Annotated in this window: 27 protein-coding genes and 1 pseudogene; 10 read left to right on the top strand and 18 right to left on the bottom strand. The window is 62.4% G+C overall.

Annotation, left to right across the window (positions count from 1 at the left end; genetic code table 11):
- Nucleotides 1-247 precede the first annotated feature (247 nt).
- The 3 genes from BLR85_RS16040 (at nucleotide 248) to BLR85_RS16030 (ending at nucleotide 3,318) form a co-directional block, all read left to right on the top strand.
- Nucleotides 248-961 carry a helix-turn-helix transcriptional regulator gene (locus BLR85_RS16040; protein ID WP_093158163.1) on the top strand — a complete coding sequence of 238 codons (714 nt, stop codon included), beginning with the start codon at nucleotides 248-250 and terminating at the stop codon, nucleotides 959-961.
- 114 nt (nucleotides 962-1,075) lie between these two features.
- Nucleotides 1,076-1,714 carry an acyl-homoserine-lactone synthase gene (locus tag BLR85_RS16035; protein ID WP_093158158.1) on the top strand — a complete coding sequence of 213 codons (639 nt, stop codon included), beginning with the start codon at nucleotides 1,076-1,078 and terminating at the stop codon, nucleotides 1,712-1,714.
- An 80-nt stretch (nucleotides 1,715-1,794) separates the two neighbouring features.
- Entirely contained in the window at nucleotides 1,795-3,318 is a 1,524-nt protein-coding gene (locus BLR85_RS16030) for an ATP-dependent DNA helicase (protein WP_093158153.1), read from the top strand.
- Nucleotides 3,319-3,364: 46 nt separating this feature from the next.
- Here BLR85_RS16030 and BLR85_RS16025 read toward each other — a convergent pair whose 3' ends face one another.
- The 5 genes from BLR85_RS16025 to lgt form a co-directional block, all read right to left on the bottom strand.
- Entirely contained in the window at nucleotides 3,365-4,168 is an 804-nt protein-coding gene (locus BLR85_RS16025; protein ID WP_170844598.1) for a Hint domain-containing protein, read from the bottom strand.
- 272 nt (nucleotides 4,169-4,440) lie between these two features.
- A complete protein-coding gene (locus BLR85_RS29190) occupies nucleotides 4,441-4,587 on the bottom strand; it encodes a hypothetical protein (protein WP_170844597.1) in 147 nt (48 codons plus the stop codon).
- A 127-nt stretch (nucleotides 4,588-4,714) separates the two neighbouring features.
- Nucleotides 4,715-5,470 (bottom strand): peptidoglycan editing factor PgeF, encoded by a 756-nt coding sequence (gene pgeF / locus BLR85_RS16020; protein ID WP_093158143.1) that lies wholly within the window; start codon nucleotides 5,468-5,470, stop codon nucleotides 4,715-4,717.
- Complete coding sequence (locus tag BLR85_RS16015) at nucleotides 5,467-6,540, bottom strand: class I SAM-dependent methyltransferase (RefSeq protein WP_093158139.1); 1,074 nt, start codon at nucleotides 6,538-6,540, stop codon at nucleotides 5,467-5,469. Before BLR85_RS16015 ends, pgeF begins: the two co-directional genes overlap by 4 nt.
- Nucleotides 6,537-7,463: a prolipoprotein diacylglyceryl transferase gene (gene lgt / locus BLR85_RS16010; RefSeq protein WP_093158136.1), complete on the bottom strand. Its 927-nt coding sequence runs from the start codon at nucleotides 7,461-7,463 to the stop codon at nucleotides 6,537-6,539. Before lgt ends, BLR85_RS16015 begins: the two co-directional genes overlap by 4 nt.
- Before the next feature lie 96 nt (nucleotides 7,464-7,559).
- Here lgt and BLR85_RS16005 point away from each other — a divergent pair, with 96 nt between their 5' ends.
- The 4 genes from BLR85_RS16005 to BLR85_RS15990 all read left to right on the top strand — a co-directional run bounded on the left by BLR85_RS16005 (nucleotide 7,560) and on the right by BLR85_RS15990 (nucleotide 9,941).
- Complete coding sequence (locus BLR85_RS16005) at nucleotides 7,560-7,811, top strand: accessory factor UbiK family protein (RefSeq protein WP_093158133.1); 252 nt, start codon at nucleotides 7,560-7,562, stop codon at nucleotides 7,809-7,811.
- Nucleotides 7,812-8,155: 344 nt separating this feature from the next.
- Nucleotides 8,156-8,656: a type III secretion system chaperone family protein gene (locus BLR85_RS16000; protein WP_093158130.1), complete on the top strand. Its 501-nt coding sequence runs from the start codon at nucleotides 8,156-8,158 to the stop codon at nucleotides 8,654-8,656.
- 137 nt (nucleotides 8,657-8,793) lie between these two features.
- Entirely contained in the window at nucleotides 8,794-9,606 is an 813-nt protein-coding gene (proC, locus tag BLR85_RS15995; RefSeq protein ID WP_093158127.1) for a pyrroline-5-carboxylate reductase, read from the top strand.
- Nucleotides 9,603-9,941, top strand: a complete 339-nt coding sequence (locus BLR85_RS15990) for a tRNA-binding protein (RefSeq protein ID WP_093158124.1) — start codon at nucleotides 9,603-9,605, stop codon at nucleotides 9,939-9,941. The genes proC and BLR85_RS15990 overlap by 4 nt, the downstream gene beginning before the upstream one ends.
- Before the next feature lie 22 nt (nucleotides 9,942-9,963).
- Here the strand turns inward: BLR85_RS15990 and BLR85_RS15985 are convergent, their stop codons facing one another.
- From BLR85_RS15985 to mntR, 7 genes are all read right to left on the bottom strand, one after another.
- A complete protein-coding gene (locus BLR85_RS15985; RefSeq protein WP_093158121.1) occupies nucleotides 9,964-10,806 on the bottom strand; it encodes an urea carboxylase-associated family protein in 843 nt (280 codons plus the stop codon).
- Nucleotides 10,807-11,088: 282 nt separating this feature from the next.
- Complete coding sequence (locus BLR85_RS15980) at nucleotides 11,089-11,868, bottom strand: succinate dehydrogenase iron-sulfur subunit (RefSeq protein ID WP_068308611.1); 780 nt, start codon at nucleotides 11,866-11,868, stop codon at nucleotides 11,089-11,091.
- Between the two features lie 87 nt (nucleotides 11,869-11,955).
- Complete coding sequence (locus BLR85_RS15975; RefSeq protein WP_093158118.1) at nucleotides 11,956-12,381, bottom strand: hypothetical protein; 426 nt, start codon at nucleotides 12,379-12,381, stop codon at nucleotides 11,956-11,958.
- Nucleotides 12,381-14,186, bottom strand: coding sequence for a succinate dehydrogenase flavoprotein subunit (sdhA, locus tag BLR85_RS15970; protein ID WP_093158115.1), 1,806 nt, complete (start codon nucleotides 14,184-14,186; stop codon nucleotides 12,381-12,383). Before sdhA ends, BLR85_RS15975 begins: the two co-directional genes overlap by 1 nt.
- Nucleotides 14,187-14,202: 16 nt before the next feature.
- Entirely contained in the window at nucleotides 14,203-14,610 is a 408-nt protein-coding gene (locus tag BLR85_RS15965) for a succinate dehydrogenase, hydrophobic membrane anchor protein (RefSeq protein WP_093158111.1), read from the bottom strand.
- A gap of 14 nt (nucleotides 14,611-14,624) precedes the next feature.
- Nucleotides 14,625-15,023, bottom strand: a complete 399-nt coding sequence (gene sdhC / locus BLR85_RS15960) for a succinate dehydrogenase, cytochrome b556 subunit (protein WP_093158108.1) — start codon at nucleotides 15,021-15,023, stop codon at nucleotides 14,625-14,627.
- A 206-nt stretch (nucleotides 15,024-15,229) separates the two neighbouring features.
- Nucleotides 15,230-15,706: a manganese-binding transcriptional regulator MntR gene (gene mntR, locus BLR85_RS15955; RefSeq protein ID WP_093158105.1), complete on the bottom strand. Its 477-nt coding sequence runs from the start codon at nucleotides 15,704-15,706 to the stop codon at nucleotides 15,230-15,232.
- A gap of 163 nt (nucleotides 15,707-15,869) precedes the next feature.
- Here mntR and BLR85_RS15950 point away from each other — a divergent pair.
- Nucleotides 15,870-17,151 (top strand): annotated as a pseudogene (locus tag BLR85_RS15950) (Nramp family divalent metal transporter).
- A gap of 4 nt (nucleotides 17,152-17,155) precedes the next feature.
- Here BLR85_RS15950 and BLR85_RS15945 read toward each other — a convergent pair.
- The 4 genes from BLR85_RS15945 to BLR85_RS15930 are packed head-to-tail and all read right to left on the bottom strand — an operon-like array spanning nucleotide 17,156 to nucleotide 19,835.
- Nucleotides 17,156-18,187: a MaoC family dehydratase gene (locus BLR85_RS15945; protein ID WP_093158102.1), complete on the bottom strand. Its 1,032-nt coding sequence runs from the start codon at nucleotides 18,185-18,187 to the stop codon at nucleotides 17,156-17,158.
- A 3-nt stretch (nucleotides 18,188-18,190) separates the two neighbouring features.
- The gene (locus BLR85_RS15940) at nucleotides 18,191-18,394 is read right to left on the bottom strand and encodes a DUF1737 domain-containing protein (RefSeq protein ID WP_093158099.1); all 204 of its coding nucleotides are present in this window, start codon (nucleotides 18,392-18,394) and stop codon (nucleotides 18,191-18,193) included.
- Nucleotides 18,395-18,398: 4 nt separating this feature from the next.
- Nucleotides 18,399-18,956, bottom strand: coding sequence for an NnrU family protein (locus BLR85_RS15935; protein WP_093158096.1), 558 nt, complete (start codon nucleotides 18,954-18,956; stop codon nucleotides 18,399-18,401).
- A gap of 9 nt (nucleotides 18,957-18,965) precedes the next feature.
- The gene (locus BLR85_RS15930; protein ID WP_093158093.1) at nucleotides 18,966-19,835 is read right to left on the bottom strand and encodes an HpcH/HpaI aldolase/citrate lyase family protein; all 870 of its coding nucleotides are present in this window, start codon (nucleotides 19,833-19,835) and stop codon (nucleotides 18,966-18,968) included.
- Nucleotides 19,836-20,051: 216 nt separating this feature from the next.
- On the opposite strand from BLR85_RS15930, the gene BLR85_RS15925 reads away from it, so the two are divergent.
- Nucleotides 20,052-20,402, top strand: a complete 351-nt coding sequence (locus BLR85_RS15925; RefSeq protein ID WP_093158090.1) for a hypothetical protein — start codon at nucleotides 20,052-20,054, stop codon at nucleotides 20,400-20,402.
- A gap of 4 nt (nucleotides 20,403-20,406) precedes the next feature.
- Here BLR85_RS15925 and BLR85_RS15920 read toward each other — a convergent pair whose 3' ends face one another.
- Nucleotides 20,407-21,159, bottom strand: coding sequence for a sulfite exporter TauE/SafE family protein (locus BLR85_RS15920; protein ID WP_093158087.1), 753 nt, complete (start codon nucleotides 21,157-21,159; stop codon nucleotides 20,407-20,409).
- Between the two features lie 140 nt (nucleotides 21,160-21,299).
- Here BLR85_RS15920 and mdh point away from each other — a divergent pair, with 140 nt between their 5' ends.
- On the top strand, nucleotides 21,300-22,262 hold the full coding sequence (gene mdh / locus BLR85_RS15915) for a malate dehydrogenase (protein ID WP_093158083.1): 963 nt from the start codon (nucleotides 21,300-21,302) through the stop codon (nucleotides 22,260-22,262).
- Between the two features lie 105 nt (nucleotides 22,263-22,367).
- On the opposite strand, the gene BLR85_RS15910 is transcribed toward mdh, so the two are convergent.
- A partial coding sequence (locus BLR85_RS15910; protein WP_244520753.1) for a transposase occupies nucleotides 22,368-22,687 on the bottom strand: 320 nt, incomplete at its 5' end.

The raw sequence follows: 22,687 nt of genomic DNA, 5'->3' as shown, positions 1-22,687 counted from the left end.
GCATCCGCTCTCGTGTTAAGGTTGTGGCAAGGATTTACTGCAGCGGTGGAAAGAGACTCTGAAATGAATCACGAGTGGATACTGGACGTCCTGACCGATCTGGGTGCATATGCACATAAACATAACCTGCGCGCCCTCTCGGAGCAGCTGGACGATGCCAGGTTCGTTGCTAGTGCTGAGATCGCCACTCGGACCGTTGCGTCGGTTCCGAACGGAATCGAAAGGAGACAGCCGAAGCCGGCAAGTTATGAAGGAGAAGCTCGAAGCGCTCTGTGAATTGGTCCAGAAGGCCGACGATGTAGGGGATCTGCAAACCGCGACTGAGCAGTTGCGGGAGATTCTCGGGATCGCGCACATCGTCTACCACTGGGTGAATTCCGTCGGTGAGCGTTTCGGGGCGGGGACCTACAGCCAGGATTGGGTCGATCGCTATGTCGAGAAAGACTATCTGCGCATGGACCCGGTCATTCTCGGCTGTCTGCAACGGTTCAACCCGGTCGACTGGAAGGAGTTGGACTGGTCCAGCCGCGCGTCACGCGCCTTTTTCCGCGAGGCTGTCGAGTATGGCGTCGGCAACCAGGGGCTCTCCATACCGATTCGCGGTCCAGCCGGTCAATTTGCACTCTTCACCGCCTCGCATAATTGCGACGACTACAGCTGGGCCACATTCGTGGACGAGAACATGCGGGATCTCATGATTATCGCGCATGAATTCAACAAGCGGGCCTTGGAGTTCGAACAGGAAGGCGACTCGGCGCCTACGCCCACGCTTTCGCCGCGTGAGCTTGCTGCCATGACCTACCTGGCCAAAGGAATGAGTCGCGCGCAGGCGGCCCAGGAGATGGAGATCTCGGAACATACCTTGCGCGTTTACATCGAAGCGGCGCGGCACAAACTTGGCGCTTTGAATACAACCCACGCGGTCGCACGGGCGCTAAGTCGCGGTTTGATCGTCGTCTGACGGCATTTTGATATTTTTTGGCAAAGTCGGCCCCTCAATTGCAATCAAAAGTAGGCTTCTGTTAACTAAGATTGGACAATCTTTTCCTCACCTGACGGAAAGGAGCCTCTCGTCATGCTGCGTTATGTGTATGGAACTGACCTCGACCGCTTTGCCAAACTCCGGGACACAATGTTCCAGGATAGGGCCGAGCAATTCTCCCACCGCCTCGGTTGGGAAGTCTCCGTGAACTCACGGGGAGAAGAGCGCGATCAATATGATGTATTGAACCCGCTCTACGTGATCTGGGAACTGGAAGATGGGAGCCATGGCGGCTCCATGCGCTTCCTGCCGACAACCGGACGGACGATGATCAACGAACATTTTTCACATCTTCTGGACGGTGTGAAAATCGAATCGCCCTTCATCTGGGAGTGCACGCGATTCTGCATCTCCCCGCGGGCTGACCGCCGCGCCGCTGCGGCCCTCGTTCTGGGGGGCGGAGAGCTGATGGACAATTTCATGCTCTCCCATTTCTGCGGTGTCTTCGATCCTCGGATGGAACGGATCTATCGTCTTTATCATGTGGACCCCGACATCGTCGGCATCACCGGTGAAGGCAAGAACCGCATCGGCGCCGGCCTTTGGGAGATGAAGCCGGAGGCTTGGGCGCCCACGCTCAAGCGTCTCGGAATTGACCGCGAAACCTCGCTGTCGTGGTTCGATCTCTCTTTCAACCGGGCGCCGCGGCATCCCATTGCTGCGACGGCCTGATCTCAGGAAATCACCGTTGACCGCGGCGAAAGCGACGCGGGTATCTGGCGCCCGGATTCTGCAGGCAGTAGGGTCCGGGAATGCCACCAACGGCCCTGACATTTTCCGAAGACCAGGCAGAAGCCTGGGATCGCGCGGCCGAGGTTCTGGCCTCCGCCGGAGTCGACCTTGTAAGTGAGGTGTTGCTGCCCCGGTCCGATACGGTCACGGGGGCGCTCGCCGTGATAGGCAAGGCGGGCTCGGGCAAGACATTGCTGCTGGCCCGCCTCGCGCAGGAACTCGAACAAATCGGAGTCGATATCGTTTCGGGCGACTGGGAGGGCAAGCGACGGCGCGACCGACGAACGCTTGCGATTCTCGCACCCACCAACAAGGCCGCGAGTGTGCTGCGCAACCGGGGCGTGCCGGCGACGACGATCCACCGGATCCTCTACACGCCGGTCTATGACCCCGAATACGAACGAATCGCTGAATGGCTGGCCGGGCAGGGCGAGCGGCCCGAGATCGAGGGGCTGACGGATGCAGCGCTGGATCGCGCCTTCGCCTTCTACCAGTCCCACAAATCCATTCCCGGTGCGCTTGCCTCGGCCGGGCTGCGCGGATCAGATTTCATCACCGGCTGGAAGCGACGCGAAGATCCTCTTGATATCGGCTTTGTGGACGAAAGCTCGATGCTGGACCGACGTCAATTCGAGGATCTGCAGGAGATTTTCCCCACGCTGATCCTGTTCGGCGACCCGGCCCAGCTCGCCCCGGTAAACAATTCCGGCGAGATGGTCTTTGAGACCCTGCCGGAGAAGCGGAAGGCGGTCCTGCATCGTGTCCACCGGCAATCCGGCGACAATCCGATTCTCGACCTTGCCCATGCCCTGGCAGATCCGGAGCTAAGCTTCGAGCAATTCGAGGCCATGGTGGAAGATGCCGCGCGTCAGGATGAACGGGTCCGGATCGGCCAGCGGGTTGAATCGGAGCTCATGGCGCGCTCCCCGGTGCTGGTTTGGCGCAACGCGACGCGGATCCGCCTGATCCACGCCTTCCGGAGCGCCTATGGCGCGCCCGAGGACAGCCTGCTTCCCGGCGAGCCGCTCGTTTGCGATGGAATCGAATTGCCGGTCAAGCACCGCAAGAAGCGACTCGATCTCGAGGCACGCGGGCTGATCAAGGGGGCGCAGGTTGTCTATCTGGGGCCGGGGCGAAAGCCCGGATTCTCTCAGCTTCACGTGATTGGGGCAGAGGATCCGCGCCTCTCGGCGGCCTCGATCGTGAAGATCGAGAAGCCGGACGAGGAAGAGCCCTTTATCCCCTTTGCCGCCCGAATGGGGGCGACTTTCCTGCATGGTGCGGCCGTAACGATCCACAAGGCGCAGGGGTCGCAATGGCCCGTGGTGCAGGTTTTCGCGCCAGACCTCTACGGTGCGGCTCGGGCTGGGCGGGTGGAAGCTGGCCAGCCGCTCTGGAAGCGCCTAGCCTATGTCGCGATCACGCGCGCAGAGGAGCAGCTCATCTGGGTGACACGCTATCGACTTGGAAAACCGAAGGTGCCGCTCGACACGAGCGACCTTCTGGCGCCGGCGCCGGTGTTGAAGCTGGCAGAAGAGGAATGAGCGCGCTGTTCCCCGTCGCCGGAGCGGCGCGCGCTATTGGCCACTGCTAACCGCTTCGCAGAGATTCGAACTCGAAGGCCGTCAGACGCGGGATGCGCATCGGGCCGAAGCGGTCGAAGCGCGTGATCCAGGGAAACAGGCCGAGGAACTCCTCGCGGTCCTCGGGATCCATCATGGACTCGATGTGCTGGCCGGGATGGAAGCTTTCGACCTCGATCCCATTTGCACGGATCACCTGCTGACCGTGCAGAAAGAGATGATAGAGCTGAATCGGCGCCATCGGGTTGAGGCCAATGACGTTAATCCCGTCCATAAGCGCATGGGCGGGGGCAAAGGCCTTGTCGGCGCCAAGCATCTCGCGGCACCGGTTGCTACGAAACAGCGTGCGGGCGCGCGGGCCCAACACCAGGTCCGGGGCGGGTCTGTCCAGCCCGAACGTGTCGCTGGCAATCCGCGTCAGGCGGGGCAAATCGCCTGCATGCTCGTTGAAGGCAGTGGGAGCGAAGGTGGTCGAGCCGACCCAAAGAAGCGGTCGTAACTGTTCCGAGGCGGTGTAAACGAGCATGCCGGGTTCAAGGTCCTCGACAGCCGTCTGGCCGTTTTCAGTCGCGATCAGGGTGCCGCGGGCGAAGGCCATGAAGGCATCCTCGAAAGCCGGGGTCGCCGGGGCGTGCGTGGTGAATTGCTCGATCTCGCCGCGAAGAGTCAGGTAGGCAACCTCGTAATGGCGTGAGAGAGGCGATGCGCACCGAGGTTGCCGATCCGAACGAACGGTCCTTTCGGACATACTGGCTTCGAAGCCAGATCTCTCCGTCGCAAGCGCGCCGACGGTTACGCGTGGGGTCACCATGCAATCGATCCTTCCGGTCGGTCGCATCTGCCGTGGCCCCCACCAGGTCGCAGAAGGACGTGTCTTGGCCCCTTTGATGCCGGAGTTGACCATCAAATGTCAAAATTTCCGGGCGATTGCAGAGAGTCTTCGATCCAATACAGGGCGATCGGCAGGGGTTGTTTCCCTGACTGGGATAGATGCGGCTCGATGAGGTGGCAGAGTCCGAATCGAAACGCCCACCGTCAGGGGCGATCGGTGGGCGTGGGAGAAAATTCGGGGAGAGGTGCGGGTCAGGCGCTCAGGACGTCCGGCTCTTCCATCTCGATGCGGCGGGAGATCATTTCCTTGCGTCGGGTCCCGCGCGCCCACGGCATGACAACGGTGGATTCCTCGGCAGCTTTCAGAACCGATTCCAGCCAGCGTCTCTCGTTGTTCATGCTCTCGTTCCTTCTTCGATGGCCTTCCGTGGCGCCTTCGTTTCCTGCATGTCGATAAACTGCAGGTCCAATTGGGCGCCACTGAGGCAGAACGGGGACAATCTGGAAGCCTAAAGGCGGCCTGTTTCTAGAGCCGGATGACCGATATCAGCCGGCCATAATCGGCTTCCTTCCTATGAACGGTCCGACGGTAGGAAAAGAAACGTTGCGGGTCGCTATAGGTGCAGTGGCGGGTCCAGAGGGCCTGGCCGATCCCGGCGCGCCGCATGCGGTGAAGGCCGTAGGCGGGCAGGTCAAACTGGGCCTTTTCACCGCCATTCCCGGCAAAGAAACGCTGGCTTTCCGGATCGTCGGCAACGAACTGGTCATAGAAATCCCAGTCGACCTCGTAAGCGCGCTGGCTGATGGTCGGACCGATCACGGCCACCGTGTTCTCGCGATGCGCGCCGAGCGTCTCCATGCGCCTCAGCGTGGCTTCCAGCACGCCGGCCAGCGCCCCGCGCCATCCCGCATGGGCGGCGCCGATGACGCCGGCCTCGTGGTCGGCAAAAAGCACGGGCTGGCAGTCGGCCGTCAGAACCGACAAAGCCAGTCCCGGGCGGTCGGTTACCAGCGCATCCACGTTCGGGGCCGTCTCGAGAGGGCCTTCCACGACGGCCACTTCCGGTGAATGGACCTGGTTCATGGAAATCAACTCCGTGGTCTTCACGCCCATGGAGGCGGCAACTCGTTCGCGGTTGATTGAAACGATTTCCGATTGGTCGGAGGAACCCCTTCCACAATTCAACCCTTCGAACACGCCGGAAGAGGCCCCGCCGCGTCGCGTGAAAAAACCGTGCCGCAAGGGCGAGAGAATGTCCGAAGTCAGAATTTCCAGCGTCATGTCTCGAATCCGGGAGGCGTGGGCGCCCCTGTCGGGTGAATGGCAATTGCCTTGAAGAGCGAACCCATTTCCTGCGGGTGGGTCAAGCGCCTATGCGCGGCGATATGTTCTTCCATGGCCTTCGGATTGGGCATTGCCCTCGCAAGAGCTTGGGCACGTTGTGTTATTCCGAGTTGCTCAAGAAACAGACCCTGCGCGATCATCGGCGTGGCGTGAGCGCCCTCGGCGGTTGCGACCCGCGCGATTGCCTCGAAATCGACATGCGCGGTCAGATCGGCCGTCCCCGGTGCGGTGAAGGGGTCTACGGGTTGGTGATTTTGGACCGCCTGAAACGTATCGCCGCGCGATTTCCAGTCGCCGTAATCGACGAAGAGCGCCAGTCCGCCATGGCGGGCAATCCGGCCGGAGATTTCACCGACGACGGAAGGCAGGGAGGGACAGTATTCGACGACATCGCCGTCGCGCGTATCGGCGAGGCGGTGGTCCAGTTCGGCAAACGGCGCCGGTTCCGTGAGGGCAACGGCAAGACCGCCGCCGTCCTCCCGGACGAGCCGCTCGCTCCAGTCTTGCCCTTGCCGCACGAACTGCCGGATGGGAAGCGCGTCGAGGAACTCGTTGGCGACGAAGAAAAGCGGCGCCTCGGGCAGATCGCGCACCGTATTGAGCCAGTTCGGTCGATAGCCGGACAAGGCTTCCCGCTGTCGCGCCCTAAGCTTGGGGCTGGCCTCGATCAGCTGGATCTCGAATGCGTCCAGCAGGCCCGGAACCGGTCGCATTGCCCGCAGCATGTCCGACATCAGCGTTCCACGCCCCGGACCGGCCTCAGCCAGAACCGCTTGCGAGGGTGCACCCTGGTCCATCCACGCCTGCGCAAGCGCAAGGCCGAGCAATTCGCCGAACATCTGGCTGATCTCGGGGGCCGTCACGAAATCCCCCTTGGCGCCAAAGACGGTTTCGGTCGTGTAGTAGCCATGCTCCGGATGCAGCAGGCATTCCGCCATGTACTCGGCCAGAGTCATCGGGCCAGTATGCGCGATTCGGCGGCGCAGAATGTCGGCGAGCGCATTCATGCCGGCGCCGGAACGCGCCGCCGCGCATAGGCGATGAGCGCCAGCCCAAGCAGGATCATGGGAAGCGAGAGCAACTGCCCCATCGTCACACCTATGGTCCCTTGTCCGATCACGAAGCCGATCGGGTTGTCCGGGGTGATGAATTGCGCATCCGCCTGCCGGAAATATTCGACGATGAACCGTGAAATTCCGTAGCCGGCAAAGAAGCTTCCGGTGACGATACCGGGCCGTTTGAGCGCGCCGCGGCGCAGGGCCAGCCATAGAAGAACAGCCCCGAGCACCAGCCCTTCCAACGCCGCCTCATAGAGCTGGCTCGGATGGCGTGCCAACTCGCCGCCGTAATAGAACCATTCGCCGGGTATCGGGCAACCTTGCCAGCCGGGATCAACGCACATGGTGGGGAATTTCATCGCCCAGGGAACGTCGCTCGGGCGGCCCCAAAGCTCGCCATTGATGAAATTGGCCAGCCTGCCAAAGAACAGCCCCGGCGGTGCTGCCATGGCCAGCGCGTCGGCGGCGCTCATGCGGGCGATGGCGTGTTTGCCGGTCCAGAGCCAGGTGGCGATCACAACCCCGAGCAAGCCGCCATGAAAGGACATGCCTCCCTCCCAGACGGCAAGGATCTCGACCGGGTTGGCGAGGTAATGGGCGGGTTTGTAGAACAGCACGAAGCCGAGCCTGCCGCCGATAACGACGCCGAGAATAACCCAGGTCAGCAGGTCTTCCACCTGCTGCGGCTGCATCGGCGGGCGGTTTTCCGGCCACAAGGTCGGGCGCTTCATCAACGCCACCACCAGCCGCCAGCCGAGCAGGAGCCCGGCGATATAGGCCAGCGCATACCAGCGCAGGGCGAACTCCATCCCGAACAGGGAGATGGAAAAGATCTCGGGGCTCAGCTCGGGAAATGGAATGACTGCCTGCATGGTTTCGCTGTTGATCTCCTCACTGTGGCAAAGTCAACCTTGAGGCTGACCGCCTTGAACGCCATATAGGAGCCAGATGTAACGAACGGGTGCCCCATGCAAAGCCGCAACAGGTTTTTCGATGACATGTCCCAGCTGATGACCAACGCGATGGGTGTGGCCCAGGGCGCGAAGGACGAGGCCGAGACTGCTTTCAAATCCATGATCGACCGCTGGATGGCCGACCGCGATTTCGTCACGCGCGAAGAGTTCGACGCGGCACGGGCGATGGCCCAGAAAGCGCGCGAGGAAAACGAAGCGCTCAAGGCACGAATCGAAGCGCTCGAATCAAAGATTAACCAGTCTTAACAGCGGGTTAACATTCGGTTCCGGCGCAGGCTCCGATCTGAGTCATAATATCGCGGACCGCACCTGATGCCTTAAGGGCCGCGCCATGCAAACTGGCGCGGCTTTTCGCATCCCGGCCTTGAATTGCAGGCCGAATTGGCCCTGCTTTCACCACTACGGGTCTGTATGGCCGCAACATCTTGCGGGTCGGTTGTACTGTGTCACAAAAATTATGCTTTACAGTGTGCTGCTTTGCGGCGCACCATATGTAGTAAGGACGGCGGCACGTATCGCCGGACCTAGAGCAGGCACCAAGCCCTAGTTGTCGCCAAAAAGACTGGGGCGAACAACGTATGAGGCCCGGCATGTCACTCTCCGAAGAGTTTCTGACAGAAGACCTACATCCGATCGACATCGTTGAGACACTGGCGGAAAACAACGCTTGGGACTTCGACCGGATTGCCGAGGACCAGATCGCCATGGCGGTCGAAGGACAGTGGCGGACCTATTCGATCACCCTTGCCTGGTCGGCCTATGACGAGACATTGCGGCTCATCTGCACCTTCGAGATGGAGCCCCCCGAGGAACGTCTTCCCAAGCTTTACGAGGCGCTGAACAAGATCAACGATGCCTGCTGGGCGGGCGCGTTCACCTATTGGCGCGAGCAACAACTGATGACCTATCGCTATGGTCTGGTGCTCGGCGGCGGGCAGACGCCGCACCCTGAGCAGATCGACCGTTTGATCGGTACCGCCGTCATGGCGGCAGAGCGCTACTACCCGGCCTTCCAACTGGTCGTCTGGGGCGATCAGGAGCCGGAAGAGGCCATGCAGGTCGCAATTGCCGAGGCTTTCGGCAGGGCTTGATTCTGAAAGGGCGCGGGCGTTCACGCCGCGCGTCCGGCCGCATTTTCCAGACAAATCTGCCGTGGTTGGCGGCGCGGACCGTTGCAGGCCAGTGTCCTGCAACGTAGCTTCCTGCCGAAACGGATCTGGAGATTTTCATGGATATGGCACAGGTGCATGCGCGGGGGCTGGTGCTCCTGGGCTGTGGCAAGATGGGCTCGGCAATGCTTCAGGGCTGGCTGGCGGACGGCTTCCCTCCCGATGCGGTGACGGTTCTCGACCCATTCCCGTCCGATTGGCTGAAGGCGCAGGGCGTTCGGTTGAACGCGCCGCTGCCCGCGGCGCCGGCGATCGTGCTCGTCGCGGTCAAGCCGCAAATGATGGCCGATGCGCTTCCGGTGTTGAAACCGTTTGGCGGTGGAGAGACCCTGTTCCTCTCGGTCGCGGCTGGAACGCCGATATCCTTTTATGAAGACGTGCTGGGCGCCGAGACACCGATCATCCGGGCCATGCCCAACACACCGGCAGCGGTCGGGCGCGGGATCACGGCGATCATCGGCAATACCTATGCCACGGCAGATCAGCTCGATCTGGCCGATCACTTCCTCTCTGCTGTCGGTGAGGTGGTCCGGCTTGGCGACGAGAGCGAGATGGATGCCGTTACCGGGCTCTCCGGCTCCGGCCCGGCCTATGTGTTCCATATGGTCGAAGCGATGGCGCGGGCGGGCATGGCCGAGGGCTTGCCCGAGGCATTGGCGATGCGCCTGGCCCGCGCAACCGTGACCGGGGCAGGGGAATTGCTCTACCAGTCCGGCGAAAGCGCCACGCAATTGCGGATCAACGTGACCTCACCCAACGGAACGACAGCGGCAGCTCTGGACGTCTTGATGGCAGAAACGGATGGGTTGCCGGACCTGATGGTAAGGGCGGTCAAGGCGGCGGCGGACCGAAGCAGGGAGTTGGCGAAATGAGCGAGATCACCTTCGACGATTTCCTGAAGGTGGATATTCGTGTCGGGCGCATCCTGCGGGCCGAAGCTTACCCGGAAGCCCGCAAGCCGGCGATCAAGCTCTGGATCGATTTCGGCCCCGAGATCGGCGAGAAGCGCAGCTCGGCCCAGATCACGCGGCACTATGATGTCGATAGCCTGGCCGGCAAACAGGTGATGGCGGTGGTCAACTTCCCGCCCCGACAGATTGGCAAGTTCATGTCCGAGGTCCTCGTCCTGGGCCTCCCGGACGAGGAGGGCGAGGTCGTGCTGCTGAGCCCGGACAGCGATGTTCCGGTCGGTGGACGTATGCACTGATCGGATGATGCGTGGCGGCTCGTCAGCCCGCCACGCCATGGCTGCGATCGTAACCATTCATCGGCGGGCAGACCCAATCGGTTCCAGTGGGCGGCGCGAACACCTCGACCAGAAGCGGGTAGCACGCCGCCTCATCCGAGGAATGCGCGGCTGAGCAGTCGCCGCCCGGGCAGGCCGACAAGGCGCCCAGCAGGTCGATCTCGGCGATGAATTCGATGTAGTCCCCGGGCCGCACCGGACTGGCCTTCATGAAATACCGACCGGTGTCGCGGGTGAAACCGGTGCACATGAAGACGTTCAGGACGTCGTGGACATGCGTCTCGGCTTCGGCGAGCGTCATCCCGGTCTCTCGCCCCAGTGCTCGGGTGAGGTTCGAGTGACAGCAGGCATGATATTGGCCGCCCGAAAGCAGGGTGTTGGTATACGGATCGCAACGCGTGCCAATCACGTCATGCACGGAGCCGCCGAAGGGATCGATCCCGTACCAGTCCAGCGTGTCGGCGATGATCGTTGCCATCGGGCGCAGCGCGGGAAAGGACGACCACATCTGTTCGCCCGTGCTCAGATGCGTGCCGTGCAAGGCGCGCGTCTTGCCGGAGTAAAAGCGTTCGGACAGATCGCGCGCATTCCAGATATTCAGATCCCCGACCTGCGGTCCTTCGACCGAGGTGATCCGGAAAGCTCCCCCCGCCGGAACCCGGAAACAGGATGCATCGCGTGGCAGCACTAATGTCTCGCCGGTCTTTGCGAGCGTCGCCCGATGGCGCGCGAAGGCCGGCATGTCAGGTCCAGGCAGGGTGTCGACAGGGTAGCAGATGACGGGGGCGATGGCGCGCCGCGCGTCGGCGTCTTTGGGTGCTGGCATGGTAATCCGTGCTTGGTCGTTGCCATGCAAAACTGACGTTGAATCCGCCATTGGACAAGGGACGTCAGCTGCCGCGGGTGAGCTATTCCCCGCTCGACCACACGCCATCGTCGATTAATCGCACCGCAGCTACGATCTTCATCTTTCCCCAAATATCTCGGGGGGAGCGCTCGGAACGAGCGCGCGGGGGGCAGCGCCCCCCGGGTTGTACGATTCGCAAATTGCAAAAGCAAAAGGCCCGGCGAAAAGCCGGGCCTTCGATTTGTCAAAGCTGCGTCGCCGTCAGTGCAGACGGGCCTGTGCCATCAGCCGGATCTCGGCAATCGCCTTGCCCGGGTTCAGGCCCTTCGGGCAGGTCTGGGTGCAGTTCATGATGACGTGGCAGCGGTACAGCTTGTACGGGTCTTCCACGTCGTCCAGACGCTCGCCGGTGGCTTCGTCGCGGCTGTCGATCATCCAGCGATAGGCGTGCAGGAGTGCTGCCGGGCCGAGATACCGATCGCCATTCCACCAATAGGCGGGGCAGGAGGTCGAGCAGGAGGCACAGAGCACGCATTCATAGAGGCCATCGAGCAAGGCACGATCCTCAGGTGTCTGCAGCCATTCCTTTTCCGGGGCCGGCGTCTTGGTTTCCAGCCACGGCATGACCGAAGCATGTTGGGCATAGAAATGCGTCAGGTCGGGAACGAGGTCCTTGACCACCGGCATATGCGGCAGCGGGTAGATCTTGATATCGCCCTTCTGCTCGTCGATGCCCCAAATGCAGGCCAGCTTGTTGATGCCGTTGATGTTCATCGCGCAGGACCCGCAGATGCCTTCGCGGCAGGAGCGGCGGAACGTGAGCGTCGGGTCGATCTCGTCCTTGATCTTGATCAGCGCGTCCAGGATCATCGGGCCGCAGCTGTCCATATCGATGAAATATGTGTCGAGCTGCGGGTTTTTCCCGTCATCCGGGTTCCAGCGATAGATCACGAACTTCCGGACATTCTTCGCCCCGGCCGGCTTCGGCCAGGTCTTGCCCGTCTTGATCGTGGAGTTCTTGGGTAGAGTGAATTGAACCATGTGGTCACCTCAGCTATCTCGCGCGCGGCGCAAGAGCCGCCGCGTGGCTTGGGTTCAAGTGATATGTGGCTAACAGATGCATCCGGGTCAGCGCCTTGCCCATTGGCAGTAGAGATCTCCCCGATAGAGAACGGAGGCGTTGCGTCCGCAGCCCTTCCGATCTCCGTAGGGTTGGCGGATCGACCGAACGACCGTCCGCTTGCGGGAGTTGAAGGAGGCGATTTCCGCCTCGCTCAGCCCCAGCCGGCTCGCGGCGCAGGCATTGATCCGGTCGGCGTCAAGGATGGTCACCTGATCGTAGGGAACGATCATCACATCCATCTGCCCCACCGCGCGTGCGGAAGAGGATCGTTGCTCGATATAGGCTGCGCCGGAGATCCCGTTCTGGCGTTTGCAGGTCAGAATAGCCGACCGCTGGTCCTCCACCGCGATATTGGCGGAAGCCATCCCGGGAAGGGAAGCGGCAATCGAAATCGCCGTTGCGGAAATCAGCAGTCTGACCCGGTCTGTCATCAGTAAACCCTCGCTTTCGGTGCAATCTTGGCCACGTCAATACCACCTTCTTCTGTAGTGGTGAGCGGGTCAAGATGGACGGGCCGGTAGGAAAGGGTCACATTCGGGCCATCGACGACCGCAAGCGTGTGCTTGCGCCAGTTGACGTCGTCGCGATCCGGGTAATCCTCGTGGGCATGCGCCCCGCGGCTCTCCTTGCGGGCCTCGGCACCGACGATGGTGGCCATCGCGTTCGGCATGAGATTGGTAAGCTCAAGGCTCTCCATCAGATCGGAGTTCCAGACCATCGAACGGTCGGTGAGCTTCAGGTCGTCCAGCTTACCGGCAACCACCTTCATCTTCTCGCAACCCTCGGCGAGCACCTTGTCGGTGCGGAAGACGGCAGCGTTGTCCTGCATGGTCTTCTGCATTTCGAGACGCAGCTCGGCAGTGGGGGTGCCGCCATCGGCGTAGCGAACCTTGTCGAAGCGCGCCAGGGCCGCGTCCAGCGAGGCCTTGTTGAACTCCGGGTTCGGCGTTTCCGGGTCGACCACCTGGCCGGCCTTGATGGCGGCGGCGCGGCCGAAGACCACGAGGTCGATCAGCGAGTTGGAGCCGAGACGGTTGGCGCCATGCACGGAGGCACAGCCCGCTTCGCCAACGGCCATCAGGCCGGGTGCGATCGCGTCCGGGTTGTCGGCGGTCGGGTTCAGCACTTCGCCCCAATAGTTCGTCGGGATGCCGCCCATATTGTAGTGGACCGTCGGCAGGACCGGGATCGGCTCGCGGGTCAGGTCGACGCCGGCGAAGATCTCTGCGCTCTCGGTGATGCCCGGCAGGCGCTCGGCGAGCGTCTCTTTCGGGATGTGGTTGAGGTGCAGGTAGATGTGGTCCTTGTTCGGGCCAACGCCGCGACCGTCACGGATTTCCATGGTCATGCAACGCGAAACCACGTCGCGCGAGGCCAGGTCCTTGTAGGTCGGGGCATAGCGCTCCATGAAGCGCTCACCTTCGGAGTTGGTCAGGTAGCCGCCTTCGCCGCGGGCACCCTCGGTGATCAGGCAGCCCGAACCGTAGATGCCGGTCGGGTGGAACTGAACGAACTCCATGTCCTGCAGGGGCAGGCCCTGACGGGCGATCATGGCATTTCCGTCGCCGGTGCAGGTATGCGCCGAGGTGGCGGAGAAGTAGGCACGGCCATAGCCGCCAGTGGCCAGAACGACCATCTTGGCATTGAAGGCGTGCAGGGTGCCGTCGTCGAGTTTCCATGCCAGAACGCCCTGGCACACGCCGTCTTCGGACATGATCAGGTCGGTGGCGAAATACTCGATGAAGAACTGCGCGTCGTTCTTGATCGACTGGCCATAGAGCGTGTGCAGGATGGCGTGGCCGGTCCGGTCGGCGGCGGCACAGGTCCGCTGGACCGAGGGGCCCTCGCCGAATTCGGTGGTGTGGCCACCGAAGGGACGCTGGTAGATCTTGCCTTCCTCGGTACGCGAGAATGGCACGCCATAGTGCTCAAGCTCGTAAACGGCCTTCGGCGCCTCGCGGACCATGTATTCCATCGCGTCGGTGTCGCCGAGCCAGTCGGAACCCTTCACGGTGTCGTACATGTGCCACTGCCAGTTGTCCGGGCCCATGTTGGCGAGCGAGGCGGCGATGCCGCCCTGAGCGGCGACGGTGTGCGAGCGGGTCGGGAATACCTTGGTGACGCAGGCGGTCTTGAGGCCCTGCTCGGCCATGCCGAGCGTGGCCCGAAGGCCCGCGCCGCCGGCACCCACAACGACGACGTCGTAGTTATGGTGTGTGATATCGTAAGCGGTCATTTGTTTCTCCGAAGTCTCAACCGGCGATCATGGAGGCGATCAGGATCTTGACGAGGGCAAAGAGGCCCAGGCCACAGAAGAACCAGCCAAGTAGGTAGGTGATGATCATTCCGGCGAAGTCGAAGCCGTGCGGGACGTAGTCTTCGAACACCTTCCTGATATTGGAGCGCCAGTGATAGGTCGTGGAAACCACGAACAGGCCCATGATGACGAAGTTGAACGGCCGGGTCAGGCCTTCGACGACGGTTTCGTAGGGCGCGCCAACCAACGGGGCAACGCAGAAGAGGAACAGGACGACCACGGTGGCCATCGCGTAAGAGCTGTAGGTGACTTCCAGCTGGTGCTCGGCGCCTTTGGCCAGCGAACCTTTGCCGGTCGCGCGCTTGCGGTCGGTCTGGAAGGAGGGACGGTCGGACGTGGACATGTGCTGCCTCCGGATCAGAAGATGAGAAGGAGGACCGAGGTCAGCACGGCGCCCAGAACGGAGCCAGCGACGATGGTCCAGCCGAGTTTTTCGGCCGTTTCAAGTTCAAGGCCGATGGCCTCGTCCCAGATAAGGTGACGGATGCCGCCCAACATGTGGTACCACAGCGCCCAGATAACGCCGAACCAGACGATATAGGCGAGCCACCAGCCGAACAGCCATTCGCTGTGGGCTGCATAGGTTTCGGGACCTGCCGCTGCGGCGAGCATCCACCACAGAACAAGAAGCATACCTACGGTCGAACCATTACCGGTGATCCGTATCAGGATCGAGCTGACCATCAAGATATGCGGACGATAAATCGAGAGGTGGGGCGACCGGGGCCGATTTCCCCGGTTCACATCTGCTGTCATCTACCTAGCTCCTTTGCTTGGCGCGGGTAGGGGCCCGCATTTGACCCCTTTCCTAATACATCTTCTCGGGGTGTCACGCGAATGCGCTGCAGTGGCGGCGCGGTTAATTGGCGCAACGAGAGACGAAATTCGGCTTTTTAGAGCACATATTCGAATGTTTGATGGTGTTTTCCGCCGTCCGGCGCGGACCTGTAATCGGTTTCAGGTTACCCTTTTCCGGTGGCCTCGTCACGCCTGTCGCGTGGGGGCAAGGCCCGCTGCAGAAAGGCCTCGAAGGCCTTCAGGGTAACGTCCGAGACGTGGTGCTCCATGCCCTCGGCATCGAGTTCCGCCGTCTCCGCCGGAACGCCAATCGCAACGAGAAGATCGACCACGGTGCGGTGCCGGGCGCGTACCCGTTCGGCCATGGCCGCGCCCTGGTCGGTCAGGAAGACGCCGCGATAGGGACGGGAGATTGCCAGCCCTTCACGCTTGAGCCGACTCACCGCCTTGGTCGCGGTCGGGTGGGTGACGCCCATGCGCTGGGCGATGTCGGTAATCCGCGCTTCTCCGAATTCGCCGATAAGATCCCCGATCATCTCGACGTAATCTTCCAGAACCGCCATGGATTGCGCCGCGCGCGCCTGGTTGAAGCGCTCAGGCTCGACAACTGCCTCGCTCTCCTCCGGACGGTCCTGTTGCATATCTCTTCTCCCCGGCGCTCCGGCCGACCCTAGCGCATCCGGACCTGCGAGCGAAACCCGTGGAGCGATTCGGCAGACCAGTCATGCATTTGAAGCCTGTTGACAGAAGTGTTGCCAAGGCTTCATTTGCAATTGGCGTTCACGAGTGCGAGGCAATTGCAAGATGACCGGGCGGGTAACCGTGCGAACGCAGGCCGCAATGGCGCAGGTGCTGGCCGGAAAACGGCGCGGGCCGCGGGCGACGCTGCTGTTCTTCGGTCCGGCGGTGATCGCCTCTGTCGCCTATATGGACCCGGGCAACTACGCGACGAATATCCAGGCTGGCGCGGGCTATGGCTACACGCTGCTTTGGGTCGTGCTCTGCGCCAACCTGATCGCAATGCTGTTCCAGGCGCTCTCGGCGCGGCTTGGCATCGTCACCGGCAAGAACCTCGCCGAACTCTGTCGCGACAATTTTCCCCGCCGCACGGTCTGGGTCATGTGGGCGGTGAGCGAAATCGCGGCCATGGCAACGGACCTCGCCGAGTTTCTAGGCGGAGCGATCGGCCTTGCGCTGCTCTTTCAGATGCCGCTGATGGCGGGCATGGCGGTCACGGCGATCGTCACCTACGGCATCCTGCTCTTCGAAGGCCGCGGTTTTCGGCCGATGGAGCTGATCATCGGTGCCTTCGTCGCCGTCATAGGGCTGTGTTACCTGATCGAGCTGGTCATTGCGCCAATTGCCTGGGGCGATGCCGTGACCGGGATCGTCACGCCGCAGATGCCCGATTCGACCGCCCTGCTGATCTCGGTCGGCATCATCGGCGCAACGGTCATGCCGCACGCGATCTATCTCCATTCCGGACTGACGCAGGGGCGCAAACCGATTCGTAGCGACGCGGACCGCCGCACGATCCTGCGTTTCTCCAACCGGGAGGTGATCATTGCGCTCGCGCTGGCGGGGATGATCAACATGGCGATGGTGATGATGGCCTCGAGCGCCTTTCACCTCGGCTATAGCGAGGTGGCCGAGATCGAGACCGCCTATCACATGCTGACGCCGCTCCTCGGCGGTGTTCCTCGTCTCGCTGATCGCGTCGGGCATTTCGAGCTCGGTCGTGGGCACGATGGCCGGCCAGATGATCATGCAGGGCTTCCTGCACATACGCATCCCGATCTGGCTGCGCCGGCTCGTCACCATGGCCCCGGCCTTCGCCGTGGTCGCGCTCGGCGTCAACGCGACCGAGGCGCTGGTCATGAGCCAGGTGATCCTGAGTATCGCCCTGCCAGTGCCGATGTTGGCGCTCATCATCTTTGTCGGCCGCAAGGATATCATGGGCGACTTCCGCATCGGCCCGCTGACCCGCGTGGGCGGCATCCTCGGTGCGGCGGTGGTTCTGACACTGAATTTCGTTCTGCTGGCGCAGGTCTTCGGCGTGCCGATCCCCGGCCTTGCGGCCGGGTGAGGTCTCAGAGCGGCATCAGCGCCCAGAAATCGAGATCGAGCAGAACCTCGGGGAGGTATTTCCCGTCCTGGCCTTTCAAACGGAACGGATCGCCCCCCTTGGTCGCCACCAGTCGGAGGCGAACCGCGCCGACGCCGGGCGCCGAGGTTTCGGCCTTGTCGAGCACTTCCGACCAGGCCTTGACCGTGTCGCCCGAGAAGCAGGGGTTGGCATGTGCGCCGCCATTCAGGCCGACGATCATCTGCGCATTGGCCAGCCCGTTGAAACTCAGTGCGCGCGCCATGGAGATGACGTGCCCGCCATAGATCAGCCGCTGACCGTCCGGGCGGAAGGTGGCGTCGAAATGGACCTTGGCGGTGTTCTGCCAGAGCCGCGTCGCCATCATGTGCTCGGCTTCCTCGATGGTCACGCCATCCACGTGGTCGATCTGTTCGCCGATCTCGTAATCGCCCCAGCGATGCGGCTCGCCGGCGAGCGTGAAATCGTAATTCGAGAAATCCAGCCCTTCGGGAATGATCAGGTCGGCCGGATCGACCGCCTTGGCCAGATCGGGCAGGACGGTTTCCGGCGCGGGCGCGTCGAGATCGCCCTTCCGGACCATCACCCAGCGGACGTATTCCATGACGACTTCATCGCGCTGGTTGCGCCCGGTGGTGCGCACATAGACCACGCCGGACTTGCCGTTGGAGTTCTGCTTGAGGCCAATCACCTCGCTTTCCGAGCGCAGCGTGTCACCCGGATAGACCGGCTTACGGAAATACCCCTCGGCATAGCCGAGATTGGCCACCGCATTGAGCGAGATATCCGGGACGGTCTTGCCGAACACCGTGTGAAAGGTGATCAGGTCGTCCATCGGCGCGGCGGGCAGACCGCTTGCGCGCGCGAATTCATCCGAGGAGGCCAGCGCGAAACGGGACGGGTAGAGCGCGTGATAGAGCGCCCGCTCGCCACCCGAAACGGTGCGCGGCACGGCGTGGGCGATCACCTCGCCCAGCCTGTAATCCTCAAAGAAACGGCCCGGATTGGTCTTGGCCATGCGTCAGTGCTCCCCCAGTTTGATCTCCGGGCTGTAGGTCCCTGTCACCTCTTTCACCACCGCCTGGCCGCAGCGCATCACGCCGCGGCTCGCATCGAAGGCATAGGTGGGCTCCCCGTGCAGGTGCCAGCCCTTGTTGAGCGCCGCCGTCACCTTGTGACAGAAGGCAGATGTGTCGTCTTCGGACAGGAAACGATAGAGTTTCATAGGTTTACCCTCCAAAGACCGGGTAGCCGAGCCACCCGTGAATGAAACCGATTACCAGCAGCAACACGACCGAGGCTGCGAGGAATATTGCGTCCTTGGCGATGCTGCCCGGTTCCGGTGCGGTCCACTCAGGCTCGGCGCGATTGATGATGCCCGGGGTGACCAGCGACCACGCGAGCAGACCGCCGAACAGGATCATCGCGGCCAGGTCGCCATTGACCAGCAAATGCGCGATGGCCCAGAGGCTGAATCCCATCAGCATCGGGTGGCGCATGCCGCTGAGCAGTTTGCCTTTCTTGGGAGCGGGCGACATCATGTAGATCGCGACCAGCACGATCAGGTTGTTGAGATGGCGCAGGAAGCTGGGCGGGGACCAGATCTCGACAAAGGGCGCGGCGCGGTAGCCCACGACCATCAATACGATGCCGGCGACAAGCCCGGCGGTGACCATGCCCCTGGCCTTGCTGTCTTCCATCATGGCGCGCTTCTCCGGCGCGACACGTTTGAACAGATGGGCGCCCCACCAAAGTGCGACGCCGAGGATGAGAATGATCCAGCTCATGAAATACTCCTAGCCGAGGGCTTCAATGGCCTCCGCCTTTGCCAGCGTGGCCTTCGCTGTGACTATATGGAGATTCTCGACGATCTTTCCATCAACAACAGCCACGCCCTGGCCTTCGGCCTCGGCGGCCTCGAAGGCGGCGATCTGGCGGCGGGCCAGTTCGATCTCGGCTTCCGACGGCGCGAAGGCGGCGTTCGTGACGGCGACCTGCGCCGGGTGGATCAGCGTTTTGCCGTCCATGCCGAGGTCCCGGCCCTGTTCGCATTCGGCCTTGAGGCCCTCTTCGTCCTTGAACGAATTATAGACGCCATCGATGCAGACGATCCCGGCGGCGCGGGCGGCCATCAGGCAGGTCTGCAACGCGCTCTGCATCGGCAGGCGGTCGGCGCGGAAGCGGCAGTTCAGTTCCTTGGCGAGGTCGTTGGTGCCAATCACGAAACCTGCCATGCGCGGTGCCCCGGCGATGGCCAGCGCGTTCAGGATGCCGCGCGACGTTTCCATCATCGCCCAGATATGGGTGCCGGCACAGGCCGGGTGCGCGTCGAGCTTCGCGGCCACGGCCGCGACCTGTTCCGCGCTTTCAACCTTGGGCAGCAGCACGGCCTGCGGACCGATCTCCATGATCGTGGCGAGATCCTCGGCGCCCCATTCGGTGTCCATCCCGTTCAGGCGGACGATCTGGGCGCGCTGGCCATAGCCACCGGCGGAGAGTGTCTCGGCCAGAAGCTTGCGGGCATTGACTTTCTCGTCCACGGCCACGGCGTCTTCGAGATCGAAGATGATGGCATCCACTGCCAGGCCCTTGGCCTTCTCCAGCGCGCGTTCCTTCGAGCCGGGAATATAGAGAACAGAACGATAGGGGCGGGCGGCGGTGTCCATGACTCTCTCCTGCTATTTTGCTGCAGAGCAGAAAACATACCCGAACCGGCTACGCAAGATATGAAATGCCGCAATGCCAGATGGCGCAAGAAATTTGCGCAGCGACCGATCCTGGCCGGGAAGCGACCGACGTAAAGACATTCTTAACCACTCTATTAATAGAGAGTTACCGGGATGCGAGGCGGGCCGCGGTGGGGCGCAGGTCTGGAGAATGCCATGTTGAAACCGAGACGCGACCGACCGCAACTGCGCTGGTTTGTCCTCTCTGCCGCCTGCTTCCTGCTCTCGGCAACCGCTGCCTATCGCTTTATCCCCGCCCCGGGCGAGACGGTCTGTTCGCCGCGCGCGCGGGTTGTCTCCGGGCTGGACCGGCTCTTTGGGGAGGTCCAGCGTGCCCGGGCCGTTTCCGGCGATCATAGCGTGATGGAATTCTTCAGCTCGCGCGAAAACGGAACATGGACTCTCCTGCGGAGCCTTCCGGACGGGCGTGCCTGCGTGGTGGCGACCGGACATGGAGACTGGAACAGTCAAGGCGCAGACCTGCGCGAGACGTCGTTCGAAATCTGATCGCTCAGGTCAGCGCGTCCCAGATCAGTTTGCAGCCCGCACCGACCAGCAGAACATAGGTTATGGCAAAGAAGCTGCATTCGGGCACGACGTGATGCGCTTTCACGCCGAGCAACGCGCCGATCACGGCGACAGGGGCCAGCCAGAGATCCAGCACGAGCGTTTCCCTGGTGAATAGTCCGATCATGGCATAGGGGATCGCCTTGGCGATGTTCACGAACCAGAAAACGATCACCGAGGTTGCCTGGTAGACGCCCTTGCGCAACCCCTGGGCGAGCAGAAAGATCGCAGCGGGCGGTCCACCGGCGTGGCTGACGAAACTGGTGAAGCCGATGACGGCGCCAGTGAGCAGGCCCGTCGACCAGCGGAAGTCCATATGCGGGATCTTCAGCCAGCCGAGGTTCCGGCCCAACTGGTAGGCGACGAACAGCAGCGCGATCACCCCGATCAGAAGCCGCAGCATGTCGGCATCGGCCTGCTGGAAGAACCAGACGCCGAGCGCCACGCCGGGAAGCGCGCCGAGCATCAGCGCCACCGCGGAGGGCCCATGCCAGCCGCCCCAGAAGAAGCGAAGGCTGACGGCATCCACCAGCATCAGCAGCGGCAACAACAGGCCGATCGCCATGGCGGGCTCGATCACGAGTGCCAGAAGAGGAGCCGCCGCAAAGGCCGCACCCGAGCCGAATCCCCCCTTGGAAATGCCGGCGAAGAGGACGGCGGGAATGGCAAAAACCATGATCGCAAGATCCGGGAACATGCTTTTAGTCCCTTATGTCCTTTGCTGCGGGCCAGTTCGCGCACGTGCAGCCTTGTGCCGCGCTGCCTCTAGCTTGCATGGGCGCGGGCAAATGGCTAGGCACGGCGCCGAAGTCAACCAAATTCAGGGAAACCCACACCATGGCCAGACCCAAGATTGCCCTCATCGGCGCAGGTCAGATCGGCGGCACGCTCGCCCACCTCGCTGCGATGAAGGAACTCGGCGACGTCGTGCTCTTCGACATCGCCGAAGGGACTCCGGAAGGCAAAGCGCTCGACATCGCCGAGTCCGGTCCCTCCGAGGGCTTCGATGCCGCGCTCAAGGGCACCCAGGACTACGCCGATATCGCCGGTGCAGATGTCTGCATCGTCACCGCCGGCGTGCCGCGCAAGCCGGGCATGTCCCGCGATGACCTGCTGGGCATCAACCTCAAGGTTATGAAGTCCGTCGGCGAAGGCATCCGTGACAACTGCCCCGACGCGTTCGTCATCTGCATCACCAACCCGCTCGACGCGATGGTCTGGGCGCTGCAGCAATTCTCGGGCCTGCCGACCAACAAGGTCTGCGGCATGGCCGGTGTGCTCGATAGCGCCCGTTTCCGTCACTTCCTGTCGGTCGAGTTCAACGTCTCGATGAAGGACGTCACCGCCTTCGTTCTGGGCGGCCACGGCGACACGATGGTTCCGTCGGTGCGCTACTCCACCGTTGGCGGCATCCCGCTGCCGGATCTGGTCGAGATGGGTTGGACCACGCAGGAGAAGCTGGACGCCATCGTGCAGCGCACCCGTGACGGCGGCGCCGAGATCGTTGGCCTGCTGAAGACCGGCTCCGCCTATTACGCCCCCGCGACCTCCGCCATCGAGATGGCCGAAGCCTTTCTCAAGGACCAGAAGCGCCTGCTGCCCTGCGCCGCCTATTGCGATGGCGAGCTGGGTCTGAAGGACACCTATGTCGGCGTGCCGACCATCATCGGCGCCGGTGGCGTGGAGAAGGTCGTGGACATCAAGCTCTCCAAGGAAGAGCAGGCGATGTTCGACAGCTCCGTTGCCGCGGTGAAGGGCCTTGTAGAGGCCTGCAAGGGCATCGATCCGTCGCTGGCCTGATCCGGCTTGAGATCCCGACTATAACGATGGGCCGCAGCCGGAAACGGCTGCGGCCCATTCTATTGTGACGGAAAATCACAGAGCGGTTTCAGGGCCGAGTCTAGGTCATGTTGACAAATGGCGGAGCCAGAGGCGGATTGATGTGATATCGATGAAGCCGAGGAAGCTTTCGGCCGTTTTGTCGTAGCGGGTCGCGACGCGGCGTGCATTCTTGAGCTTGTTGAAGCATCTCTCCACCAAGTTCCGCAGGCGATACAGTGGGCGATCAACGCCAACACGCTTCTTTCGCGACTTCCGCATGGGGATCACTGGTTGAATGGCCCGTTCCCGCATCTCTTCGCGAATGCTGTCAGCATCGTAGCCGTCGCCATTTTCGCTCGGACCAATGGCGCTCCGATGGCAACTCGGCCAGCAACACGAAGGGT

It is taken from the genome of Aliiruegeria lutimaris (assembly GCF_900099935.1).
GTDB classification, from domain to species: Bacteria; Pseudomonadota; Alphaproteobacteria; order Rhodobacterales; family Rhodobacteraceae; genus Tropicimonas; species Tropicimonas lutimaris.
The sequence above is the reverse complement of the archived record's forward strand: the minus strand, read 5'-3'. Positions and strand labels throughout refer to the sequence as shown.